Here is a 23,457-nt window from a genome sequence, read left to right on the forward strand (position 1 = left end):
AGTTCGTCCAAAGTCGTTTCGCCACGGGCGGACATCTACTCGCGGACCCAATCACCATGAGCCAAAAGCTTCACACTTCCAGGCGGGTGGCCCTGCCTGGCGGCGGCCAGACAGCCGGATGACCGATACAGGATCATCATGTTGTTGACGAACCGAGGCGAAACACGGAAATGCCGAGCGGCTTCCCGGTGACTATTGCCCTCATTCACAAACGCAACGACACGCTCACGCAACTCAATCGGATGCGGCTTGCCCATGGTGCATCTCCTTCCATGAGACAAGTGAATCACAGATCAAGCCAAACGGGAATCCCGAATCCGGTTAACAGCGACATGCTTTAGTGCCGCTTGCACCGCATCTATTCAATAGGCGTTTCACCATCATTCTACTTTGCTTGATGGTTCTGCCACATATCCGCGTCACGCATGCCTGCCTTCCTCATCAGCGCTTATAACAACATCAAAGATTTTTCCCGCGCAGGATTAGCAACTTGTACTCGACGCTTCTCGGAGTGGTGTGAAATATATTTCATTATGTGAATTATATTGACATAGCAAATTTCTTCCGATTATCTGGCTTTACCGGATTTCGAGGAGGAGGTTCGGTCTTCAGGGTTCATCGGCCGCTCGGTAGGGCGACAAAGGATATTGGGAGGGGCTTCGGCCTCAAGGAGGGAACTTGCGCAATTTTCTAAGCACATCCGCAGCGGCGATCCTAGCAACGACGCTATTCACCGGCGTGGCAAGGGCGGAAACGGAAAACCCGTTTCGCTGCAAGCCGGGCGAAAAATATGTCATGAACGTCATGGTTTCGGGCGTCGAATATTGGTTCCCGGTTTACGAAATGTTCAAACAAGCCGGTCAGCAGTTCGGTTGCGAGACAGCCTATACCGGCACGCCGGAATATGACGTCAACAAGCAGATCGCTACCTTCGATCAGGCGCTGGCCCAAAATCCGGCGGGCATTCTTGTCCACCCGATGAACTCGGACCCCTTCGTTGAGCCGATCAACCGGGCGATTGATCAGGGCACTGCCGTCGTCACTTTCGCTGCGGACTCACCACTCTCGAAACGTATTTCGTTCATCACTTCGGACAATACCCGCGAAGGCACCTATGCCGCTGACGCGATTGCAAAGAAGATGGGTGGCAAGGGCGAATATGCCGTTCTCGAAAATCCGGGTCAGGATAACCATGACAAGCGCATAGCGGCTTTCATCGCCCGGATGGATGAAAAATATCCAGACATGAAGCTCGTTGGTCGGGCGGCCTCCAACCAGGACCCTAACAAGGCCTATCAGGGGCTTATGAGTCTGGTTCAGGCACACCCAAACCTGGGCGCGGTTTTCATGCCGGAAGCCAACTCGGCGATCGGAGCCTCCCAGGCCAATCAGGAAAGCGGCGGCAAGATCCTCGTCATGTGTGCCGACGTCAATGCCAACATTCTCGATATGATCAAGGCTGGACAAGTGTTCGGCTCGATCAACCCTAATCAGGGCATGCAAGGCTATATGGGCTTCTTTATGCTGTGGCTCGCCAAACATCCCGAACTCATTGACCCGATGAACGACTCCAAGCGTTCCGGCTTCAATCCGATGAGCATTCCATTCGTCGACAATGGGCTGTCGATTGTTACGGCAGAGAATGCGGACGACTTTTATTGGGACAAGTACCTGAAGCGGCGGGGCACCAAAGGGATCGACGAGTAACCTTTTGTGTCGGCCATCCGGGATGGTTAAGTTCCGTATGGCCACCGCACGCTTGGGGAGGAGCATGTCATGGTGTCTGTGTCCGTTTTGGAAATCCGCAACGTGAGCAAGCATTTCGGTGCGGTGAAAGCGTTAACGGACGTGAACTTCAGCCTCGCGAAGGGCGAAGTTCATGCGATCTGCGGCGAAAATGGCGCGGGGAAGTCGACGCTCATGAACATCATTGCCGGTGTGGTGCAGCCGACAGAAGGCGAAATCCGCGTAGAGGGTTCGCCGGTCCGGGTAACGTCGCCCACCATTGCGCAGGCTCTTGGGCTTGGTCTTGTCCATCAGGAAATTGCGCTCTGCCCCGATGTGACCGTGGCCGAGAACATGTTCATGGCGACAACAGATCGTCGCCGTTCGCCCTTCATGAACTACGCCGAGTTACAGCGGACCGCGCAGGCAGTGATGGACCGGCTGGCACCGATTGATGTGCGCCGCAAGGTCTCGGAACTGTCGATCTCCAACCAGCAACTGGTCGAAATTGCAAAAGCATTGACGCTCGATTGCAAAGTTCTGATCTTCGATGAACCAACGGCGGCGCTGACGGAAGCCGAGACAAAGGTTCTGTTCGGTATTATCCGAAACCTGAAATCCCAGGGAATATCGATCATCTATATCAGCCACCGCATGGCCGAAATCTTCAGCCTGTGTGATCGGGTCACCGTGCTGCGCGATGGGCGCTATGTTTCGACAGAGAACGTCGCGGACCTGACGCCGGATGATATCGTGCGTCGTATGGTCGGTCGCGAGATTACGCAGCTCTATCCTGAAAAGCAGGCTTTGGAAGAGCGTACGGAAGAAACCGTTCTGAGTGTCCGTGGTCTTGGGGACAACAGCCGTTTCAAAGACGTCAGTTTCAACTTGCGACAAGGCGAAATTCTGGGTGTTGGTGGGCTGATTGGATCGGGACGTACCGAAATCGCCGAAGGCATCTGCGGATTGCGCCCTGTTCACGAGGGCGAGGTGTTTCTGTATGGGCAGAAGCTTCGGGCGAAGTCTTACGCCGACGCAGTGCAGGCGGGGGTTGTCTATCTCTCGGAAGACCGGAAGGGTTCCGGGGTCTTCCTCGATCTTTCTATTGCCCAAAACATTGCTGTCCTGGACCTGAAATCGCTGACCGGACCGCTAGGTCTATTGAACTCCAAGGCTGAAGCCGAACGCGCACAAGAACTCACCCGTCGGCTCGGCGTGCGAATGGGCGGGATCGGCATGCCTGTCTCGTCGCTTTCGGGCGGCAATCAGCAGAAGGTGGCCATAGCCAAGCAGCTGGCGGTCAATCCGAAGGTCATCCTGATGGACGAACCGACGCGAGGCATCGATGTTGGTGCGAAATCGGAAATCCACCGGCTGCTGCGTGATCTCGCGCGCTCCGGAATTGGCATCATTGTGATTTCATCGGAACTGCCGGAACTTCTCGGCCTTTGCGACAGGGTGCTGGTCATCCGGGAGGGTAGGGTTATGGGTGAAGTCGAGGGCGAAGCGATGACGGAACAAGCGATCATGCGGCTTGCGTCGGGCATTGATGACCCCAAGAATTCGAAGGCATCACAGCATGTCGCATGAACAGGAAACAGGGGCTGGGAAGACGGTCATGACGAGCGCAACAGTGACAACAACCTATGGAAAAGGCGCCTCAGGCTGGAAACGGCTGGGCACGATGCGCGAAGCGGGACTGATCGCGATCATTCTGGCGCTTTGCATCGCCATGAGCTTCGCGTCGCCGCACTTCCTGACATTTGGCAATTTTCGGGCCATGCTGATGTCGTTTTCGGTAGAAGGCATTGTCGTTGTTGGTATGACGATCTTGTTGATCGTCGGCGGCATCGACCTGTCGGTGGGTTCGGTCGTCTGCTTCTCGATGGTTCTTTCGGGGACATTGTTTCTGATGGGGCTCGACCCCTGGAGCGCATCGCTGATCGGCATTATCGCCAGCGGATTGATCGGCTGTGTCATGGGTTTCTTCGTTACGGTCGTGGGCTTGAACCACTTCATCACATCGCTGGCAGCGATGGTGATCGTACGCGGCGTCTGCCTGATCATAACCAAAGGCACCCCGCTGTCGCTCTTCACCTTGCCGCCATCGTTCAAGGCGATCGGGCAGGGCACGTTTCAGGGCGTCCCGATTGTCATTCTGATCTTCGTCGCCGTGGTCGTATTTTTCGATTTCCTGCTGCGTCGTGCAACGGCCTTCCGCAAGGTTTTCTACACCGGCAGCAACGAGAAGGCAGCGCTCTATTCCGGCATCAAGACCAATCAGGTGAAATTCTGGGTAACAGTACTTTGCGCCACGCTGTCGGGTGTGGCAGGCGTTATCTACATGTCCCGCTTCGGTGCAGCGACGCCCACCTTCGGTGTTGGCATGGAACTCAACATCATTGCCGCTGCCGTGATCGGGGGCGCCTCGTTGAGTGGGGGCTCAGGCACGATCCTGGGGGCAATTCTCGGTATTGCCCTGCTTTCGGTGGTCACAAGTTCGCTGATCTTGCTAAACGTCTCTGTCTATTGGCAAGACATGATCAAGGGTTGCATTCTGCTTGCCGCCGTATCGATTGACCATTTCCTTCATAAGCGGAAGGCTGCCTGACATGCCGATTGCCAAACGGAAACCCGCTAACGCGCCGCGCGAGGAAATTGTCGTCGCAAGGCAGATGCATCAGGCCCTGGTCCTGCATTTTCTCGAAGGATTGACACAGGCGCAAATTGCCGACCAGCTTGGCATCTCGCATGCGACGGTAAACCGCCTCATCAAGCGTGGTCGCCAGCTCGGCCTCGTCGAAATCAAGATCAAGTCGCCCGTCGAACCGCTGGTCGACATGGAGGAACAGCTTCTGGCGCTCGGCGGCATCGGTCGTGCCGTGATCGTACCGACCGTGTCTGACAATCCGCAAACGGCTCTTCAGGCGGTTGGTGAGGCGGCAGCCCGTTTGCTGCTTGAAGAGATTACCGACGGAGATACGATCTGCATCACCGGTGGCAAGGGCGTCAGTGCCGTAGTGGCCGGGCTTCAGGCGCAGCGGCCCTTCGCTGTGGAGGTGATCCCGGCGACCGGTTGTGTGCAGGGAAAGCATTATACCGACGTCAATCACGTCTCAACGTTGATGGCGGATCGGCTGGGCGGTCACTCCTACCAAATCCATGCGCCGCTGTTTGCCGATAGTGCGGCTGAGCGTGACATGCTGATGAATATGCGCTCTGTTGCCGACGTGTTCGAACGAGCGCGCGAAGCCAAGATCGCAGTGGTCGGCATCGGTTCGATCCTGACTGATGATTCAAGCTATTACGACCTGCACCCATCTTCCAGCACGGATCGCGCTGCAATCGAGCGTTCTGGCGCGGCATGCGAACTTCTTGCACATCTGCTCGATGATCGGGGGCAGGTCTGCGACTACAGCCTCAACCGTTCGCTGGTGTCATTGACGCTGCCCGAATTCGCTTCGATCCCGACCAAGATCGGTGTGGCGAGCGGGCCGAACAAGGCAGCGCCGATCCTCAGCGTTCTGCGCGGCAATCATCTGGATACGCTGGTGACTGACGAGGCAACGGGCGCTCGGGTATTGGAACTGGCGAATGGCGAGGGGAAATGGATATGAGCGGGCAACAGTTGATAAGAGAGATCGGCAAGTCCGGCGTCTTCGCTTCGGCAGTCGGGCTGGGAACCTGGGCGATCGGCGGCTGGATGTGGGGCGGCACCGACGAAAAAGAATCTATCGCTGCGATACAGGCTTCGCTCGATGCCGGTGTCACGCTGATTGACACTGCGCCAGCCTATGGGCTTGGCCGCTCCGAAGAGATCGTCGGAAAGGCATTGGCCGGACGCCGCGAGAAGGCGGTTATTGCCACCAAATGCGGCCTTGTCTGGCATACGCGAAAGGGGCGGCACTTTTTCGATCAGGACGGCAAGCCGGTCCACCGATACCTCGGTCGCGATGCGATCCAGCACGAGGTTGAAGAAAGCCTGAGAAGGCTTGGAACCGACTATATCGACCTTTACATCACCCATTGGCAGGACCCGACGACACCGGTTGAGGAGACGATGCGGGCGCTGGAGGATCTTCGAACCTCCGGCAAGATCCGGGCGATTGGAGCGAGCAATGTCAGTCGCCATGATCTTGATGCCTATATTGCGGTTGGCGGTCTGGATGCCATTCAAGAACGATACAGCATGATCGATCGTGAAATCGAAGCCGACCTTTTGCCGCTCACCCGGGACAAGGGCATCGCGACATTGAGCTATTCGTCGCTGGCGTTAGGGCTCTTGTCCGGCGCGATAGGTGCGGACCGGGTGTTTTCTGGCGACGATCAGCGCAAGGACAATCCGCGCTTCTCCGTCGGCAATCGGCAGAAGGCGACGGCATTTGCCGAAACGATCCGACCGGTTGCTGAAAAGCACAGTGCCAGTATCGCTCAAACGGTGATCGCCTGGACGCTTGCGCAGCCCGGCGTGACCTTTGCGCTCTGTGGAGCGCGTAACCCGGCACAGGCGATGGACAATGCACGGGCTGGAACAATCCGGCTGGACGCTGCCGATCTTGCCGCCATCGATACGGCCATAGCGGTGAAACTGACTGACATGGACAGGTAACGGATCGCCATCATGAAGCGTGAAGAGATATTGGACGGGATCCGCCAGATCCCGAAGGTGGACGTGTGCGTGATTGGCGGCGGCATCAATGGCGTCAGCGTCTTCCGGGAACTCGCGTTGCAAGGGCTAAATGTATTGCTGGTGGAGAAGCACGATTATTGCTCGGGCGCCAGTTCGGCCCTCTCACGCATGGTCCATGGAGGGCTTCGCTATCTGGAAAATGGCGAGTTCAAGCTTGTGAAGGAGTCGCTGGCCGAGCGTGACCGTCTGCTACGCAATGCGCCGCATTATGTTGCGCCGCTCCCGACGACAGTACCTGTGTTCGATATCTTCTCCGGTCTTGGCAACGGCATCGTCCGGTTCCTGGGGTTAAGCCGACGGCCCAGTCGCCGCGGTGCCCTCGCAATCAAAGCAGGCCTCTGCATCTATGATTTCCTGACGCGAAAGCGGGCACTGATGCCGCGTCACCAGTTTCGCGGTCGTCGCACGACGCTCAAAAAATGGCCCGCGCTCAACCGCAATATCAAAAGTTCCGCAACCTATTTTGACGCCTGGGTGAGCCATCCAGAGAGATTGGGGATCGAACTGCTGAGGGATGGTTTGGAGGCGGGCGGTGATGTTTGGGCGTTGAATTACGCAGAACTGCGCCGCACAGAGGATGGGCGCTATCGCGTTGAAGACCATCTCGGTGGCACCTCTGTTGCCATCGATCCGGCGTTGATCATCAACGCTACTGGCGGCTGGATCGACATTGCCAATGAAACACTTTTTTCCCCGCGAGCGCGCCCGGCGCCCTTGATGGGCGGCACGAAGGGCTCGCATCTGATCATCGACAATGCGCAATTGCGTGACGCGCTTGCCGATCACATGATTTATTACGAGAACGAGGATGGGCGAATTTGCATCCTCTTTCCCTATCTCGGCAAGGTTCTGGTCGGCTCCACGGATATCCGGGTGAACAATCCCGAAGCGGTGCGTTGCGAGGCGGATGAGCGTGACTATATCCTGCAATCACTCGCCTTCGTCCTGCCAGACATCAGGATCAGGCCTGACGAGATCGTCTTCCAGTTTTCTGGCGTAAGGCCATTGCCCACCAGCACTGACAGCTTTACCGGTCGCATTCCACGGGACCATTTCTGTAAGGTCATCGAACAGAGCGACGACGGCCCGTCAGTGTTGTGCATGATCGGTGGGAAATGGACGACATTCCGCTCGTTTGGTGAAATGGCAGCAGATATCGTTCTGGAAAAGCTTGGTCGGCAACGACTTGTTTCGACAACTGATCGCGCAATCGGCGGCGGTCGCGCATTTCCCACAAACGCGCCGGTTTGGCTGGCTGGCCTGGCGACAGCGAGGCGTATGTCCGAGGTGCGCATGGCTCAATTGTTCGAGCGTTATGGTACGCATGCCGAGACAGTCACCGACTTCATCACTGCAGGACCGGAAAGGCCACTGCCACACCCCGGTTATTCCGAGCGTGAAATCCTGTTCCTGATCCGGGACGAGGCAGTCGAACATCTCGATGATCTGCTTTTGCGACGAACGACGCTGGCCGTTTCGGGTGAGCTTTCGCTCGACATGATGGATGCCGTTCTCGACCTGCTTTCTCAAGAAAAGCGCTGGACCACCACACAGCGTGCCATTGAGCGCGCCCGTTTTCTCAACCTTCTCAGCGAGCGTCACGGCGTCAGCGAAATCATGCTTTCCGCAAGGAACGAACAAAGGAGTACAGAATGCGACACAATAGCAAAGTCCGGATGAACAGGCTGTTTGGCGGCGGGCGCTGCCTTGACGTAGCTATCGATCACGGCGTCTGCAACGAGCCGTCCTTTCTGGATGGGCTGGAAGATATTCAGTCTGTCGTCAAGGCGTTGGTCGAGGCCGCACCGGATGCGATCCAGATGAATTACGGCCAGTCAGACCTTCTACAGGACATTCCGGGGAAGGACAAACCGGCTTTGGTCATGCGTATCGATATGGGCAACCCCTATAATCGCATCCGCCACCGTGACATGTGGGCGGTGTTGCAGAACGAAGCAGAGCCGTTGATCGGTGCAATCGAGATGGATGCGGCTTGCGTCGTCGTCAACCTCTTCATGCTGCCGGACGAGCCTGAGTTGTTCCGTCAATGTGTGCAGAACATTTCCCGCGTGCGAGCCGATTGCGACAAATACGGAATGCCGCTTATGATCGAGCCACTGGTCATGCAGCCGGTCACCGAAAAGGGCGGCTATATGGTCGACGGTGATGCCGAAAAAATTGTGACGTTGACGCGGCTTGCGCGCGAAATGGGCGCGGATATCATCAAGGCGGACCCGACGAATAATGTGGAAGATTTCCACCGCGTGGTCGAAGCCGCACGGTGCCCGGTTCTGGTGCGCGGTGGCGGCAAGGAAGATCTTCGTGCGGTGTTCGACAAATCTGCGAACTTGATGCGGCAAGGTGCGTTGGGCATGGTCTATGGGCGCAACATTTATCAGCATGCCAATCCCAATGCGGTCGTGCGAGGGTTGATGGCCCTTATCCATGGGAATGCGAGCGGAGAAGAGGCATTCGAACTTTATCTGAAGGGCTAAAGCAGAGATTTTGGACCTTGGGAGGGGTTCTGTATGGGAGAATATCTTTTAGGGCTCGACGCTGGAAACACCGTTATCAAGGCGGTGATCTTCGACCGAACAGGTAATGAAATTGCGGCTGCTTCCGAGGAGGGACGCAACCGCATGCCATGCCCGGGCCATGTAGAGCGTGGTCTGGATGAGCTATGGACGAACGCACGGCACGTGATCCGTAGCTGTATCGAGCGTGCAGGGATATCGCCGGCTGAAATTATCGCAATCGGTTGCGCAGGCCATGGCAACGGACTTTATGCGCTGGACCGGGATGGCGCGCCGCTCATCGGCATCCAGTCGATCGATACGCGTGCGACCGGGCTGGTCGAGCAATGGGCCGCTCGGGGTGTGGGCGAGCGCACCCAGCCGATCGCGCGCCAGCGCCCCTGGCCATCGCAGACGCCGACCTTGCTTGCATGGTTGAAACGAAACCGGCCGGAGTTGTTCAGCAACATCGGCACGGTGTTCTTCTCGAAGGATTTCGTCGTCAATCGCCTGACTGGCCAACGCGTCAGCGAGGTTTCGGACATGTCCGGCGCGGGTCTGCTCAATCTGGCGACGCGCCGCTATGACAAGACCTTGATGGCAGCCTATGGCCTTGAAGATTGTATCGACCTCCTTCCTCCGCTGATCGAAAGCGCTGATATCGCGGGTACTGTCACGCAAGAAGTTGCGGCGCAGACGGGGCTCGCTGCGGGAACGCCGGTGGTTGGGGGGCTATTCGACGTTGTCGCTTCGGCGCTCGGCTCAGGCGTCTCGCGCACCGGTAGCGCCTCAATCATTGCAGGCACCTGGAGCATCAATCAGGTCATTATCGACGGACCGGACCTCAATGAACCGGTATTCATGTCCTCGACATTTGATCGTACCCGCTACATGGCGATGGAGAACAGCGCGACCTCGGCCGCCAATCTGGAATGGCTGGTCAAGGAGTTCTTCGAAGGTGAGAATGCGGACGGTGGTTCACCCTTCGATGCGTGCTGTGCCTTGGCCGGAGCGATCACGCCAGCAGCGGACGATCCGCTTTATCATCCCTACCTCTATGGTGCCCAGCAAGACGGTCACGCTCGCGCTGGTTTCTACGGTATCGCGGGTTGGCACACCAAAGGACATCTTGTTCGGGCGCTTCTCGAAGGTGTGGCTTTCGGTCATCGCCAGCATGTCGAGAGGATTCGTAGAGCGGGTGCCGTGTTCAACGAAGCCGTGCTTTCAGGCGGTGGGGCTCGCAGCCTGATATGGCCTCAGATATTCGCGGACATACTCGGCCTTCCTGTATCCGTCAGCCGTTCGCGTGAAACTGGTGCGCTCGGAGCGGCGATTGCCGCCGGAACCGGTGTCGGGCTTTTTGCCGATTTCAGCGAAGGTGCAGCCGCCATGGTCAAGGCCGAGCGGCATTACCTTCCGGACGCGTCGCTGGAAGGGCATTACGCCCGGCGCTATGCCCTTTTTAACGATATAGACGAGGCTATGAGACCGATCTGGCGGCGGTTGAATGCGACACAGTCTGCCGATTACGGAGTGCCGAGGGAAACCAGCTCGCCCTGTTGCCAGACGGCATGAATTTTTCGCGTATTGGTGATGTCATCCAGCGGGTTGGCATCAAGGACGATCAGATCGGCCCGCTGTCCTTCGGCAATCTTGCCCCTGTCGGTCAATTTCAGCAGCGCCGCGGCCTGCTCGGTTGCTACGCCGATTGCCTGAACGGGCGAGAGTCCTGCATTGACCAGATGTTCCAACTCGCGATGTTCGGCGAAGCCAGGTATACGTTCTGGAAATGCACCTGCATCCGCACCAAAGCCGAATTTTACACCGCCAGCCTCTATCAATTTTGACAAATTGCGGAGGTTCATTTCCACATCTCGTCGCGCTTTTTGTGCCCGTTCGCTGGTAGCTGTCTTTTCGCGCCATTCTGCGCTGGAAAACTGGTCTTTCAGTTCAGGGCTTAAAGCCGATTGCAGGAAGGGGTTTTCCAGTAGCGAAGGCTGGTCGGCGAAAATATAAGTTGCTTCGTCCATGTGCACCGTTGGAATATACCACGTACCCTTCTCGCGAAGAGCATCGATAAACTCCTGATCGATCTCAACGTCGCGAACACCGTGGGCTAGAATATCAGCACCCGCAGCGACCAGCTTTTTGGCGTGGTGGAGTGTGTAGACATGGGCGGCGACAGCGAAACCCAGTTGGTGTGCTTCATCGATTGCTGCGCGAAAACAATCCTCGCTCATCGGTTGGATAGGTCCGAATGTGTCGATCCATAGCTTGATGATATCTATCGGTTGCTGCGCCATTTGGCGAACGACCTGACGCGCTTCTTCCGGTATCTGCGGACGTGGTGACAGACCGTCAGGGGCAAATATTCCCGCACCTGCTGTCATGAAGGACGCACCGTATTGCGGGTTATTGCGCATGTTTTCGCGGGTTTTGGGCTCGGGCGTGGGGGTCATGCCCAGCGAAACCACCGTGCCGATACCGTAAGCCTGAAACTGGCGTAACGCTGCATAAGCGTTTTCCGGTGTGAAATTATGTCGTCCGCCCGTCGTGCCCTTGATAAGCCCGACATGGGCGTGGTTGCTGGTGAATGCGGGGATCAGATATCGTCCTTGATAATCGACAATCTGCGCATTCTGCAAAGCTGCTGCCGTATTGTCCGTTTCGTTAAGGACCGCTGAAATAGTTCCATTCTCAATCAGGATCGCGCCGGGGCCAGACATCTCCTGGCCTATCAGCATGCGTATATTGGTCATCGCCAGTCTTGTGCCGCCACTACCGTAATTCCGTGTGTAGGCGCTGTTCGGTGCTATGCCACCGGCTATAAGTGTACCGATAAGAGTATTCACATTGCGTCGGGTCAATTTGGTCATCGTGATACCACTCCTGGGTTAGATTGAGAGGTAGGACGCCTTTGGCGAACAATGTTGCTGGCTGTAATGTAGGGACCTCTTGAGATGCTGGCCGGAGCCATATCGGGTCTGATATGGCTCCGGTTTGATGGAGCTGATGCTAGAATGGATAATGCTGCTTGGGGTCTTCGATTGTGATCCATCGAAGATTGGTAAAACTGTCTATGCCTGCGGACCCGCCAAATCTACCAGAGCCGCTGTCTTTGACGCCGCCGAAAGGCATTTGTGGTTCATCTCCCACCGTCGGCCCATTGATATGGCAAATGCCGGCATCAATTTTACGCGCAACCTTGAGCGCGCGGTCGATATTCTGGCTGAATACGGCAGAGGACAGACCATACTCCGTGTCATTTGCAAGCTCGACGGCATGATTGTCATCGCGGGCGCGCACCACGCAGACGACCGGTCCGAATGACTCCTCGCGAAACAGACGCATTGCGGGTGTAACCCTGTCGACAATCGTGGCTGGCATGATTGTTCCGCTTGCCGTGCCCCCAGTTGTGATTGTGGCACCGGATTCTTTGGCATCGGCAACCAGTTCGAGCACCCGATCAACTGTGCCTTGCGCGACGACAGCGCCCAGAGCGACTTTCTCGCGTGGATTGCCGCTTGGCAATGCTGAAGCCCGTGCCGTAAACCTGGTCACGAATTCATCGGCGATTTTTTCATCGACAATGATGCGTTCGGTGGACATGCAGATTTGCCCCTGATTCATGAAGGCACCGAAAATCGCCGCGTTGACGGCGCCATCAAGATCGGCATCATCCAGTACGACCAATGGCGCCTTGCCTCCCAGTTCTAGAAGCACAGGCTTGAGGTGTTTGGCAGCTTCAAGAGCGATGATCTTCCCCACCCGCGTGGAACCCGTGAAGTTGATCCGCTTAACGAGAGGATGCGTTACAAGCGCGTTGACAACTTCCGGTGCGTCATCAGCGCTGTGGCTGACAATATTGAGAACACCTTTTGGCAGACCCGCTTCAATCATTACGTCGCCCAGCATGCGATGCAGTCGCGGGCACATCTCGGACGATTTGAGAACAACCGTATTGCCACAGGCAATGGGCATCGCAAAGGCGCGTACCGCCAAAATGACAGGGGCATTCCATGGCGCCATTCCAACCATGACGCCAACAGGTTCGCGTACGGCCATGGAAAGGGTTCCAGGCTTATCGGATGGAATGATCTCGCCCTTGATCTGGGTTGTTGCGGCGGCGACTTCGCGCAGGATTTTGGCAGCCAACCCGACGTTGAATCCGATCCACGGGGCAGTCGCCCCGGTTTCAGCGATGCCGCAGGCGGTGAATTCGCCGATCCTGGCTTCGAGAAGATCTGCTGCTTTGAGCAGGATGGTGCGGCGCTCGCTCGGGCCGACTTCGGACCATTCTGCGAAGGCTGTTGCCGATGACTTGACGGCCCTGTCGATATCAGGCTGCCGGGCGGCGGGCGCTACAGTGGCCTCTTCTCCGGTGACGGGGTCAATACGGGTAAAGGTCGCGCTGCCCAGTGCCGGAACATCCTGGCCATCTATCAGCAGTCCAATATTCATCTAATCCTCCCATTTTTGGAATTGAGGTGTGTTCAACTGGCGTGGGTTGCCGTTCCGTAGAAGGCGATCTGCACTTTCTTTGCGGCAGCCCGGAGTTTGGCTGCGAGATCATTGGCGATCAGCGGTTCCATCCGGCTTTTTGAACTGAAGACTGAAAGGCCGCAGATCATTTTGCCGGAGGGGTTAAGGACTGGCACAGCCAGCGCATAGACATCGGGCTCCCGTTCACCCCGATTAAACGCAAGGCCGGACTCTCGAATATCCTGCAGTTCGGCGATGAGCCCCGACCGGTTTGGCACAAAGCCCTCATTGATCGCCTTGAGCTCAACGCGCTCAAGATAGGCATCAAGCGCGGTTTCACTTAAATGGGCGAGCCACAATTTGCCATGCGCGCTGGCATAGGCTTCAAGATGACTGCCAAGCTGTATCGATACGAACATCGGCCGATCCGGCAAGGCACGGGCGATACAAATCGCGCTTTCACCGTCAAAACTGGACGCAAGTGTTGCTTCGCCAACGTCCTTCGTCAGTTGGTCGAGCACAGGCTGCAAGGCGCTGCGCAAATTGTCTGCTCCGGCGGCGCGTTTTCCCAGTTCGGCCAGTTTGTAGCCCAGTCGATAATGTCCACGCGAAACCGCCACGAGTGCGCCTGCAGCTTCGAGGGTTTTCAGAAAACGGTGCGCTGTTATCGTATTCAACCCCAGGCGCGATACGACATCGCTTGATCCAATCTGGAGCAGCTGATCGTCGAATAAGTCCAATATCTGGAAGGCCTTAATAACCGATCCATTGGCCTGGCTCATGACGCATTTTTCTCCCTACAGAACGCGATATCCGCAAAATTCCGAAGCGTGTTGACAAACGAAGCGTAACATACCTATCATTAATTGCAATATAAATTTCACATATAGAAATATCTGCGAGAAGCAGAACAAGACGCAAATTCTCGGGAGGAGGAAAACGCGTGGATGTTCGTCCCCAGACTAGCCATTCCATGACCGCGGGAGGTGCGCTCCTTGCGCGTTTGAAAGCTGTTGGCGTGGATTATATTTTTGCCAATTCCGGTACTGACTTTCCCCCGATCATTGAGGGGCTGGCTGAAGCCAAGGCGAATGGAATAGCTTTGCCGGAGGCGCTTGTTATTCCCCACGAGTCAGCCGCTGTCGCAATGGCGCATGGATACTATCTCGCATCAGGCCGCCCTCAAGCGGTGATGGCGCACACCAATGTTGGCCTTGCAAATTGCGCCATGGGCGCCATCAACGCCGCGGCGGAACAAATCCCCATGCTGCTGTTGTCGGGGCGAACGCCAACGCTTGAAAAGGGTCGGTTCGGTGCCCGAACAGTGCCCATCGGTTGGGGGCAGGAGATGCGCGATCAGCATGCGCTGGTCCGTGAAGCTTCCAAATGGGACTATGAACTCCGCTTTCCGGAGCAGATACCAGATGTCGTTGATCGGGCATTTGCCATTGCAAATTCCACACCGAGAGGTCCGGTTTACGTCAGTGTTCCGCGCGAAGTGTTGTGCGAGGTTGTTGACTATGAAGGCCTGACCGCGCCCAGTCGAGTGGCGTCGTCTGTTTCTGCGCTCGATTTTGATGGCGTGGCTGAGCTGGCGCAAGCCATCCGGGATGCGCGGCGGCCGCTATTCGTGGCGCAAAAAGGTGCTGGGACAGAACAGGGTTTTGCTGCCCTTGATCGCATAGCCCGAAACTGGGCTATCCCCGTCAGCCAGTATTGGGCAGTGCAGCTTGCACTTGCGACTGATCATCCTTTTTCGACCGGTGCGGAAATCGCGCCATGGATCAACGATGCTGATCTGATCGTCGTCTTGGATTGTCTGGCGCCGTGGTCTCCTGCAATCCATGAACCGAAAGCAGATTGCCGGATTTTTCAGGTCGGCGCGGATCCGCTCTACGAAAGGTTCCCATATCGGAATTTTCCTTCGGATCGGACCATTACCAGCGAGGTTGGTGCCTTTCTTGTTGCGTTGGAAAAGGCCTTGGAGGAGTTGGGCGTCGAAAGCGGCCATTATATCCAAACCCGCCGCGAAGACGCACAGGGCCGTTGTCGCACGCGACGCGAAAAGGTGATTTCCAAGGCTGAGACCGGGCAGGACTCCGGTATAACCAAGGATTATGTCAGTCTCTGCCTTTCGCGAGCTGTACAAAACCACGAAGCGTCGGTTCTGTCGGAGCTCGGTTGCCCGTTGGAGCCGCTGACATTGAACAGGCATGGAAGCTGGTTTCAGGAACCGCATTCTGGTGGTTTGGGCTGGTCGTTTCCAGCCGCTCTGGGCATGAAACTGGCAAAAGCTGACCGACTGGTCGTCGCGACCATGGGCGATGGCTCCTACATGTTCGCCAACCCTGTGGTCTGTCATCAGATTGCAGAAGCCCTGGGTCTTTCGATCGTGGTTGTGGTGGTAAACAATTCCGAATGGGGTGCGGTGCGGCAGTCGGTCGCCGACCTTTACCCGGAAGGCTATGCAGCGCAGGCCAATATCATGCCTCTGACCTCTCTGGGACCGACACCCGATTTTGCGATGGTCGCACAAGCCAGTCGCGCTTTTGCACAGCACGTTAAACGAGCGGAAGATTTGCCGGCGGCTTTGGAGGCTGCTGTCACCCATGCGTCAGCGAACAAGGGGCTGGCGCTGGTAGAGGTCAACGTCAAGCCGTGAATGGTTGTCGAGCATTATGACTGCTCGGCACTTGGGAGGAAGCCATGAATATGCTGGTTAGAAGCGATTTAGCAGGCGATACAATTGCGCGGGTAGAGGCTATCCCGGTCTTTCTGCCGTGCGAGTTGAAAATCGGTGCAATTCATCGCTCGACTGAATTGTCTGCCGTGGTGGTTGAGATTGAAACCGCCGACGGTGCCATTGGACACGGTTTTACGGCGATTACCGATGAAGAGGTGGTGAGCGCTGCCGTCAACAGCCTTGTTGCACCCAATCTTGTCGGCATGCCTGTAATGTCGCGTGAGGCCGTGGCAGAACGCCTTTATTGGTTGCTCAGCCCTCGTGGGCAAACCGGTTATGCAAGTCACGTCGCCTCCGCAATCGACATTGCACTGTGGGATATAGCGGGAAAGAAACTGCAGATGCCGGTTTGGCGTCTGTTGGGTGGTGCGCGCAGCAAGGTCGAAACCTATGTAACGTTTGGTTTCGCCGCGCTTGATCGGGAGGAACTCGCGGAAGCGGCAGCTCACCTCTCCCGGCAGGGGCAGAAACGGTTGAAAATGGTCGTTGGCCATCATGCGCTGGCGCGTCGTGATAGTGGTCGTTCGCTTGATGCGGTCATTCGCGAAGATGAGGCCAGAATTCGCGCAGTGCGCCTGGCGGTTGGTGACGATGTCGACCTCTTCATTGATGCCAATTGCAGTTTGGACAAATTTCACGCGCAACTTCTGGCAGAACGGATTGCCGATTGCGATATTCGGTTCTTCGAGGAGCCCCTGCGTGGAAACGATGTTGGAAGTCTGGCGGACTTTCGCCGCAAGATTAGAATTCCGGTAGCTGCGGGCCAGAACGAGGGACAGCTGTTCCGGTATCGTGATCTTCTCATGCATCAGGCCGTCGATGTTTTGCAACCGAATGTCTGTATCGGTGGCGGCTATACAATGGGCGCTAAGATCGCGGGTATGGCGCAAGCTTTTAACACCACAATCGACAATGGCGGGGCATTTCCTTTTCATAATATGCATTTGCACGCAGCCATGGCCAATGGCGGTCTGGTTGAATGGCACCTGATCTCGGTTGAACTGTGCAAAGGGGTCTTTGAAGGACTGACAGCTCTGGGAGAAGGTGAGATTGCTCTGCCGGAAACTCCGGGGCTGGGCTTTTCGATGTCGCCTGAACGCAAAGCGGAACTGTTGAAAATGCCGACGTCGATGGGACGTGGAAAAGGATGATTGTACCTCTGCTTCATCTGTTGGGATGAGCAGGAATACTGATGGAAAGCAAACCACTGGGAGGATGGAATGCGTTATTCGACTGCATTTTTGGCATTGATCGCGGCTATGTCGTTTTCGGACATCGCACAGGCGGAATGGAAACCGACACAGGATCTTGAATTCGTGGCAGGTGCGGGGCCGGGCGGTGGGACCGATCTGTTTGCGCGCACAATCCAGTCTATAATTCAGAAGTATGATTTGGCGGATGTGGATGTCGTCGTGACGAATAAGCCAGCCGGTGCTGGAAGCGAAGCCTTCATGTATGGTGTCACCGGTGGCAAGGATCCTTATAAGCTATTGTTCGGAAACAATAATGCGTGGCTGCTGCCAATGAAGGCAAGGGTCGGCTATTCGATGGACGATCTGACACCAGTCGCCAGCATGGCCAGAGATGTTTTCCTGCTCTGGGCCAACAAAGATAGCGCCTACAAGATCTATCAGGATGTGGCGAACGCCGCTAAAGATAAGTCCGCACCTTTGAAGTCTGGTGGCACGCAGTCCAAAGACGGTGATGAGATTCTCGTGCGCATGATTGCGGCAGAGGCAGGCGGCAATTTCATTTACATTCCTTTCAAGAGTGGAAGTGAAGCCGCTGTACAGCTGGCCGGCGGGCATATCGACATCAATACCAATAACCCGTCGGAAAATGTGGGACAGTGGGCTGGTGGGGCAGTGAGGCCAATCTGCGTTTTTGCAGACGCCAAGCTTGAGGACACGAACAAAGTATATGACGAGCAGGGCTTTGGAGATATTCCAACCTGTGCAAGTCAGGGCAGCAAAATACAATCCTACGAGATTCCGCGAACAATCTTTTCCGCAGCGAAATTAACCGAAGAGCAACAGGCCTATTTCCGCGATCTTCTGTCGAAAGTGCGCGAGAAGCCGGAATGGCAGGCCTATCTGCAGAAAACCATGCAGGGCGATCTGTTTTTGCAGGGGTCTGAACTTCAGACTTATATCGATCAAGATAGTGCGAGAGCCAGAGCGGTGTTTGAGCGTGAAGGTTGGCTTGTCAAATAGGGCAAGCTTTGTGCGGTCGCCTTCAGGCCGCGCTGTCTACTGGAAATGGGAGAGACCGATATGGACGATACCAGGAAGGTATTGCTAACGCGCTTTGCTGCCGAAATGTTTGTGGCAGCACTGCTCGTCGCTATAGGCGTACTCGTTGCTTACGGTGCCGCCGGTCTGGGTTATGGCTGGACATCCAGTGGCCCGGACTCAGGCTATGTACCATTCTATCTTGGATGGGGAATAGGGCTCGCCGGTATGGGGATCGCGATTTCGAGCTATCTCGAACGCGAGCGTTATAGAGCCAGAGTTTTTCTGACACTCGATGGCGCACGCGATGTCCTGTCGTTCTTCCTGCCCATCATAGGACTGGTCGTTGCCAGTTATCTTCTGGGCATCTACTGCGCGGGCCTGATCTATCTGTTTTTGACTATCCGGTTTCAAGCCAAGGCTTCGACTTTGAATGCGCTTTTGATCGCTCTTCTCGCGGTTGGTCTTTTCTATGTTATGTTTGAGTTCTGGTTCCGTATCCCGCTATTGAAGGGGCCGATCGAACCTCTTCTCGGATTGTGAGGTGGAAATGATGGAAAACTTCGAAAATCTTCTGCACGGCTTTTCGATCGCTATTAGCGGCTATCATATATTCCTCATGATTGCAGGCGTCATGATGGGGCTTCTCGTCGGCGTTTTGCCGGGATTGGGCGCGCCCAATGGCGTGACGCTTTTGTTGCCTTTGACATTCTCGATGGAGCCCGTCTCGGCCATCATCCTGCTAACCAGTATGTACTGGGGCGCACTCTTTGGTGGATCGACCACATCGATCTTGTTCAACATCCCCGGCGAACCATCTTCGGTGGCAACCACATTCGATGGTCATCCCATGGCCAAGCGCGGTGAGACTACCGAAGCATTGACCTATGCATTTTCCTCCGCAGGTATCGGTGCGTTGTGCGGGGTGGCGCTGATCACGGTTTTATCGAGCTGGATTGCTTCCTTCGCGCTCAGCTTTTCACCGGCGGAATATTTCGCCGTCTATTTTCTCGCTTTTTCCTGCTTTATCGGGTTCGGTTCCGGGTCGATGCTGAAGAGCGCTGCAGTAATTGCGCTTGGTTTTGCACTCACATCGGTCGGAATGGATACCGTTTCAGGTGAAGTGCGGTTGACCTATGGCTTTTCTGAACTGCTGCGCGGGATCAGCTTCCTCGTTGCCGTGATAGGCCTCTTCGGCATCGGAGAGCTGTTGCTGACGATGGAGGAAGACCTGAAATTCGATTCCGTGAAATCAAAGCTTGAAATCCGTCGCGTTTTAAAAACGATTGCAACGCTGCCGCGATATTGGGCAACATATCTGCGTTCCCTCGCCATTGGCTGTTGGATGGGAATAACACCGGGAGGGCCAACGGCGGCTTCCTTCATGAGCTATGGTGTCGCGCAACGCTCCGGCAAAAAGAAATTCGGAACCGGTATTCCAGAAGGTATCATCGCGCCGGAAACCGCCGATCATGCCGCCGGTTCCTCGGCAATATTGCCGATGCTGGCACTTGGAATTCCAGGTTCAGCGACGGCTGCCGTCATGATGGGGGGGCTGTTGATCTGGGGGCTCAATCCCGGTCCGATGCTGTTTGTCCAGAATACGGACTTCGTCTGGGGTTTGATTGCCTCAATGTATCTCGGCAATGTCATTGGTGTCATCTTCGCCCTGGCAACGGTTCCCTTCTTTGCTGTCATTCTACGGGTCCGTTTTGCCATCGTGGCACCGCTGATCATGTTTGTGTGTTTGATTGGTGCCTATACGGTGGCGAGCGCATCATTCGATATGGTGTTGCTGGCGATATTCGGCGTAGTAGGTTATCTCTTCAAGAAGCTGGACTACCCCATCGCTCCGTTTGTGCTCGCCATGGTGCTCGGTCAGAAAGCAGAGGACGCCTTTCGTCAGTCCTTGATGATCTCCCAAGGGTCACTTTCAGTCTTCTTTTCAAATTGGCTCGTCGGGAGTGTTATGACCGCCGGGATTGCGATGATTGCCATTCCTGCACTCATCGCTTTGTGGCGCCGCCGCCGACCGTCACTCGTAGAAGAAGTTTGAGGACGCGCCATGGGTTTGATCGGCGTTTCACACACACGTCAGGCGGCTCAACGGCGCCTGCCTCGCATAGCGTTCGATTTTATCGATGGCGGTGCCGGGCGCGAGAATGCGTTGCGTCGGGCCGAAGCTGCATTCAATGCCGTGGAACTCGTGCCGAGTGTTCTGCGGGGTCATACTGAATTCGACACGAGCTGCCGCCTTTTTGGTACGGAACAGTCTTTGCCTTTTGGTATTCCACCGATAGGGCTTGCCGATCTTGTGTGGCCAAAAACGGATATAGCCTTGGCAGCGACTGCCTATCGGCTTGGCATTCCATACGTACTTTCGACGGCGGCATCGACAACCATTGAAGATATCACCAAGGTTAACCCGGATGCCTGGTTCCAGCTCTATGTGGGCGAAGATCAGTCTATCGTGGACAATCTGATTGATCGTGCGGAATCTGCCGGTATCAAAAAACTTGTCGTCACGGTTGATATACCGGCTCCCGGCAGAAGGCTGAGGGATTTGGCGAATGGTTTTACATTGCCCTTGCGTCCCAGTCTTGGAAGCATTTTCAGCTTTGCGACCCACCCAGCCTGGTGTCTTGCCACGTTGCGTGCGGGGTCACCGAAAGTTGCTAATTTTGCGAACTATGCATCGGGGTCGCAGTCCGGCACATCGCTGGCGCGATTGATGGCCCGCCAGACTTCGGGCAGGCTCGACTGGACAATTCTGGGCGACCTGCGGCGACGCTGGAAAGGAACATTCATCGTCAAAGGTGTGTTGAATCCGTCCGACGCCCGAAGAATTGTCGACACAGGGGCGGATGCACTGATTGTTTCCAGCCATGGAGGACGGCAGTTCGAAGCGGCACCGGCGCCATTAGCTGCGTTGCCGGAAATTCGCGCAGCCGTGGGACGACAGATCCCGGTGCTAATGGATGGCGGTATCCGCTCAGGGACCGATATCATTTCTGCACTCGATCGCGGAGCCGATTTCGTTTTTATTGGCCGTCCTTTTCTTTACGCCGTCGCTGCGGCCGGTGTTGCCAGGGGGCCGGAACAGATGGCTGAATTGCTGCGTGCCGAATTGATCAATGCTATGGGGCAGCTGGGATTGGGGTCAATTTCAGAGCTGATTGACCGCTTCAACTAAAAGCCAGTGCCCAAAGCAATGTCATGGGTGGGCGCTCCCAGCATCAGGCCACAGCTTCCCGCCAAACGAAGTGTTCGCCGCCTAGCTCCACGCAATCAAGATGTGGCGCTACATAATCGAGCGACTTGACGGGACTTGGAAGCTCTCCCTCATTGGCGACAAACAATCGACGCTCACGATCTGGATCAGCTACGGGAACCGCCGACATCAGCCGACGCGTATAGTCATGGGCGGGATGCTCAAACACCTGCGAGCGTGTCCCGGTTTCCACAAAGCGACCTGCATACATCACCGCCACACGGTGGCTGATCTGCTCGACAACCGCCATGTCGTGGCTGATGAAAAGATAGGACACGCCTGTCTCGTTCTGGATATCCTGCAGAAGGTCTAAAACCTGCGCTTGAATGGAGACGTCGAGAGCGGCCACGCTTTCGTCCGCTACGATCAGCTTCGGTGAAAGCGACAAAGCGCGCGCGATGCAGATGCGCTGCCGTTGGCCGCCGGAGAATTCGTGCGGATAGCGCTTCATCTGGTCGGCAGACATGCCGACGCGACGGAAGAGATATTCGACCCGGTCTTTCAGCTCACTGCCGGATGCCAGACCATGGATCGTCAGCGGCTCACCCACAAGGTCGCCAACCCGCATGCGCGGATCAAGAGAAGCATAGGGATCCTGAAAGATCATTTGAATGTCGCGAAGCACTGGCCGCATCGCCGTGCGGCTCAGGCCCTTTGTGCTCTTGCCGTCAATGCGGATATCACCGCTCCATGGCACCAGATTGAGCAGGGCCTTACCCGTCGTGGACTTGCCGCAGCCCGATTCACCGACCAGTGACAGCGTTTCACCGCGATTGACAGTAAAGGATACGCCCTCCACAGCATGAACGCGCCGAACAGGGCGCTGCAAGATACCGCCCTTTATGTCGAAGCGAACAACCAGATTCTCGACTTCGAGAATAGGGCTGGATGGAGCGGGCGCTGGCTCGGCCTTTGGTTCGGCTGGCGCGCGCTTCGGCTTATCGGTGCCAGTCATTTCGCCCAGCCGCGGTACGGCTGCGAGCAATCGCTGCGTATATTCGTCACGAGGGTGATGGAAGACATCGCGAAGCGGGCCTTGCTCCACTTGCCTGCCCTTGTTCATCACAAGAACATGGTCTGCCATTTCTGCGACGACGCCCATATCATGGGTGATAAGAATGACCGAGATGCCGTTCTCTGCCTGCAGCTTGCGAATGAGCGCAAGGATCTGCGACTGAACCGTCACGTCGAGTGCCGTTGTCGGCTCATCGGCGATGAGAATTTCGGGCTTCTGGGCAAGCGCCATCGCGATCATGACACGCTGGCGCATGCCGCCGGAGAGTTCATATGGATATTGCAGCAAACGACGACTGGAATCGGAAATCTGCACCTGATCGAGCAAGTCCTTGCAACGCTGTTTCAGCGCGGCACTGGACAGGCTGCCATTCGGGCCAGCTTCATTGGCGACTGCTTCCGCCAGTTGTCGCCCAACGGTCAGAACCGGGTTCAGCGAGGTCATGGGTTCCTGAAAAATCATCCCGATATGACGCCCGCGCACGCTACGCATCTGGTTTTCGTTGAGCTTGAGAATGTCGCGACCGTTCATCATGGCGGTGCCACCGGTCACGCGCGCCAAGGACTTTGGCAAAAGCTGCATCAGCGAGAGCACGGTCATGGATTTGCCGGAGCCACTTTCGCCGGCAATGCACAAGGTCTCCCCGGATTGCAGATCAAAGGAAAGCCGGTCGACGACAGTGCGTGCACCGTCAGGTGTCGCAACCTGCGTCACCAGATCTCTTACCTGCAGAAGCGGAGAAGGCGTGTTCATATTTGTGCTCGCTGAGTGATGGAAGAGGGCGACC

The 23,457-nt window shown here is 56.2% G+C and carries 19 protein-coding genes; 14 read left to right on the forward strand and 5 right to left on the reverse strand.

From position 1 onward, the window contains the following. Window positions 1–35: 35 nt before the first annotated feature. Entirely contained in the window at window positions 36–257 is a 222-nt protein-coding gene (locus D8666_RS09580; RefSeq protein ID WP_235858917.1) for a helix-turn-helix domain-containing protein, read from the reverse strand. Between the two features lie 421 nt (window positions 258–678). Between D8666_RS09580 and D8666_RS09585 the strand changes: the two genes are divergently transcribed. The 8 genes from D8666_RS09585 (at window position 679) to D8666_RS09620 (ending at window position 10,503) form a co-directional block, all read left to right on the forward strand. After that, the gene (locus tag D8666_RS09585; RefSeq protein ID WP_121537478.1) at window positions 679–1,707 is read left to right on the forward strand and encodes a substrate-binding domain-containing protein; all 1,029 of its coding nucleotides are present in this window, start codon (window positions 679–681) and stop codon (window positions 1,705–1,707) included. Window positions 1,708–1,776: 69 nt separating this feature from the next. Continuing rightward, window positions 1,777–3,315 (forward strand): sugar ABC transporter ATP-binding protein, encoded by a 1,539-nt coding sequence (locus tag D8666_RS09590; protein ID WP_109366270.1) that lies wholly within the window; start codon window positions 1,777–1,779, stop codon window positions 3,313–3,315. A 28-nt stretch (window positions 3,316–3,343) separates the two neighbouring features. Further along, complete coding sequence (locus D8666_RS09595; RefSeq protein ID WP_109366269.1) at window positions 3,344–4,336, forward strand: ABC transporter permease; 993 nt, start codon at window positions 3,344–3,346, stop codon at window positions 4,334–4,336. 1 nt (window position 4,337) lies between these two features. Further along, entirely contained in the window at window positions 4,338–5,342 is a 1,005-nt protein-coding gene (locus D8666_RS09600; RefSeq protein WP_109366268.1) for a sugar-binding transcriptional regulator, read from the forward strand. After that, window positions 5,339–6,334, forward strand: a complete 996-nt coding sequence (locus D8666_RS09605) for an aldo/keto reductase (protein ID WP_109366267.1) — start codon at window positions 5,339–5,341, stop codon at window positions 6,332–6,334. The genes D8666_RS09600 and D8666_RS09605 overlap by 4 nt, the downstream gene beginning before the upstream one ends. Before the next feature lie 12 nt (window positions 6,335–6,346). Then, entirely contained in the window at window positions 6,347–8,095 is a 1,749-nt protein-coding gene (locus tag D8666_RS09610) for a glycerol-3-phosphate dehydrogenase/oxidase (RefSeq protein ID WP_121537480.1), read from the forward strand. Then, on the forward strand, window positions 8,068–8,910 hold the full coding sequence (locus tag D8666_RS09615; protein WP_121537944.1) for a class I fructose-bisphosphate aldolase: 843 nt from the start codon (window positions 8,068–8,070) through the stop codon (window positions 8,908–8,910). Before D8666_RS09610 ends, D8666_RS09615 begins: the two co-directional genes overlap by 28 nt. A 33-nt stretch (window positions 8,911–8,943) precedes the next feature. Then, window positions 8,944–10,503: an FGGY-family carbohydrate kinase gene (locus D8666_RS09620; RefSeq protein WP_121537482.1), complete on the forward strand. Its 1,560-nt coding sequence runs from the start codon at window positions 8,944–8,946 to the stop codon at window positions 10,501–10,503. Here D8666_RS09620 and D8666_RS09625 read toward each other — a convergent pair. The 3 genes from D8666_RS09625 to D8666_RS09635 form a co-directional block, all read right to left on the reverse strand. Continuing rightward, window positions 10,455–11,804, reverse strand: a complete 1,350-nt coding sequence (locus D8666_RS09625) for an amidohydrolase family protein (RefSeq protein ID WP_109366263.1) — start codon at window positions 11,802–11,804, stop codon at window positions 10,455–10,457. The genes D8666_RS09620 and D8666_RS09625 overlap by 49 nt on opposite strands. A 139-nt stretch (window positions 11,805–11,943) precedes the next feature. Then, window positions 11,944–13,389 (reverse strand): aldehyde dehydrogenase, encoded by a 1,446-nt coding sequence (locus tag D8666_RS09630; protein WP_121537484.1) that lies wholly within the window; start codon window positions 13,387–13,389, stop codon window positions 11,944–11,946. 32 nt (window positions 13,390–13,421) lie between these two features. After that, window positions 13,422–14,192, reverse strand: coding sequence for an IclR family transcriptional regulator (locus tag D8666_RS09635; RefSeq protein ID WP_109366261.1), 771 nt, complete (start codon window positions 14,190–14,192; stop codon window positions 13,422–13,424). 161 nt (window positions 14,193–14,353) lie between these two features. On the opposite strand from D8666_RS09635, the gene D8666_RS09640 reads away from it, so the two are divergent. The 6 genes from D8666_RS09640 (at window position 14,354) to D8666_RS09665 (ending at window position 21,577) form a co-directional block, all read left to right on the forward strand. After that, the gene (locus D8666_RS09640) at window positions 14,354–16,072 is read left to right on the forward strand and encodes a thiamine pyrophosphate-requiring protein (RefSeq protein ID WP_328589812.1); all 1,719 of its coding nucleotides are present in this window, start codon (window positions 14,354–14,356) and stop codon (window positions 16,070–16,072) included. Between the two features lie 44 nt (window positions 16,073–16,116). Next, complete coding sequence (locus tag D8666_RS09645; RefSeq protein ID WP_235858918.1) at window positions 16,117–17,304, forward strand: mandelate racemase/muconate lactonizing enzyme family protein; 1,188 nt, start codon at window positions 16,117–16,119, stop codon at window positions 17,302–17,304. Window positions 17,305–17,373: 69 nt separating this feature from the next. Next, a complete protein-coding gene (locus D8666_RS09650; RefSeq protein WP_121537488.1) occupies window positions 17,374–18,366 on the forward strand; it encodes a tripartite tricarboxylate transporter substrate binding protein in 993 nt (330 codons plus the stop codon). Window positions 18,367–18,426: 60 nt separating this feature from the next. Beyond that, a complete protein-coding gene (locus tag D8666_RS09655) occupies window positions 18,427–18,927 on the forward strand; it encodes a tripartite tricarboxylate transporter TctB family protein (RefSeq protein ID WP_167836055.1) in 501 nt (166 codons plus the stop codon). A 10-nt stretch (window positions 18,928–18,937) separates the two neighbouring features. After that, entirely contained in the window at window positions 18,938–20,440 is a 1,503-nt protein-coding gene (locus D8666_RS09660; protein ID WP_121537946.1) for a tripartite tricarboxylate transporter permease, read from the forward strand. Between the two features lie 9 nt (window positions 20,441–20,449). Continuing rightward, window positions 20,450–21,577, forward strand: coding sequence for an alpha-hydroxy acid oxidase (locus D8666_RS09665; protein WP_109366257.1), 1,128 nt, complete (start codon window positions 20,450–20,452; stop codon window positions 21,575–21,577). Window positions 21,578–21,620: 43 nt separating this feature from the next. Here D8666_RS09665 and D8666_RS09670 read toward each other — a convergent pair whose 3' ends face one another. After that, a complete protein-coding gene (locus D8666_RS09670; RefSeq protein WP_121537490.1) occupies window positions 21,621–23,423 on the reverse strand; it encodes an ABC transporter ATP-binding protein in 1,803 nt (600 codons plus the stop codon). Window positions 23,424–23,457 lie beyond the last annotated feature (34 nt).

This window comes from Ochrobactrum soli, from assembly GCF_003664555.1.
Lineage (GTDB): Bacteria > Pseudomonadota > Alphaproteobacteria > Rhizobiales > Rhizobiaceae > Brucella > Brucella teleogrylli.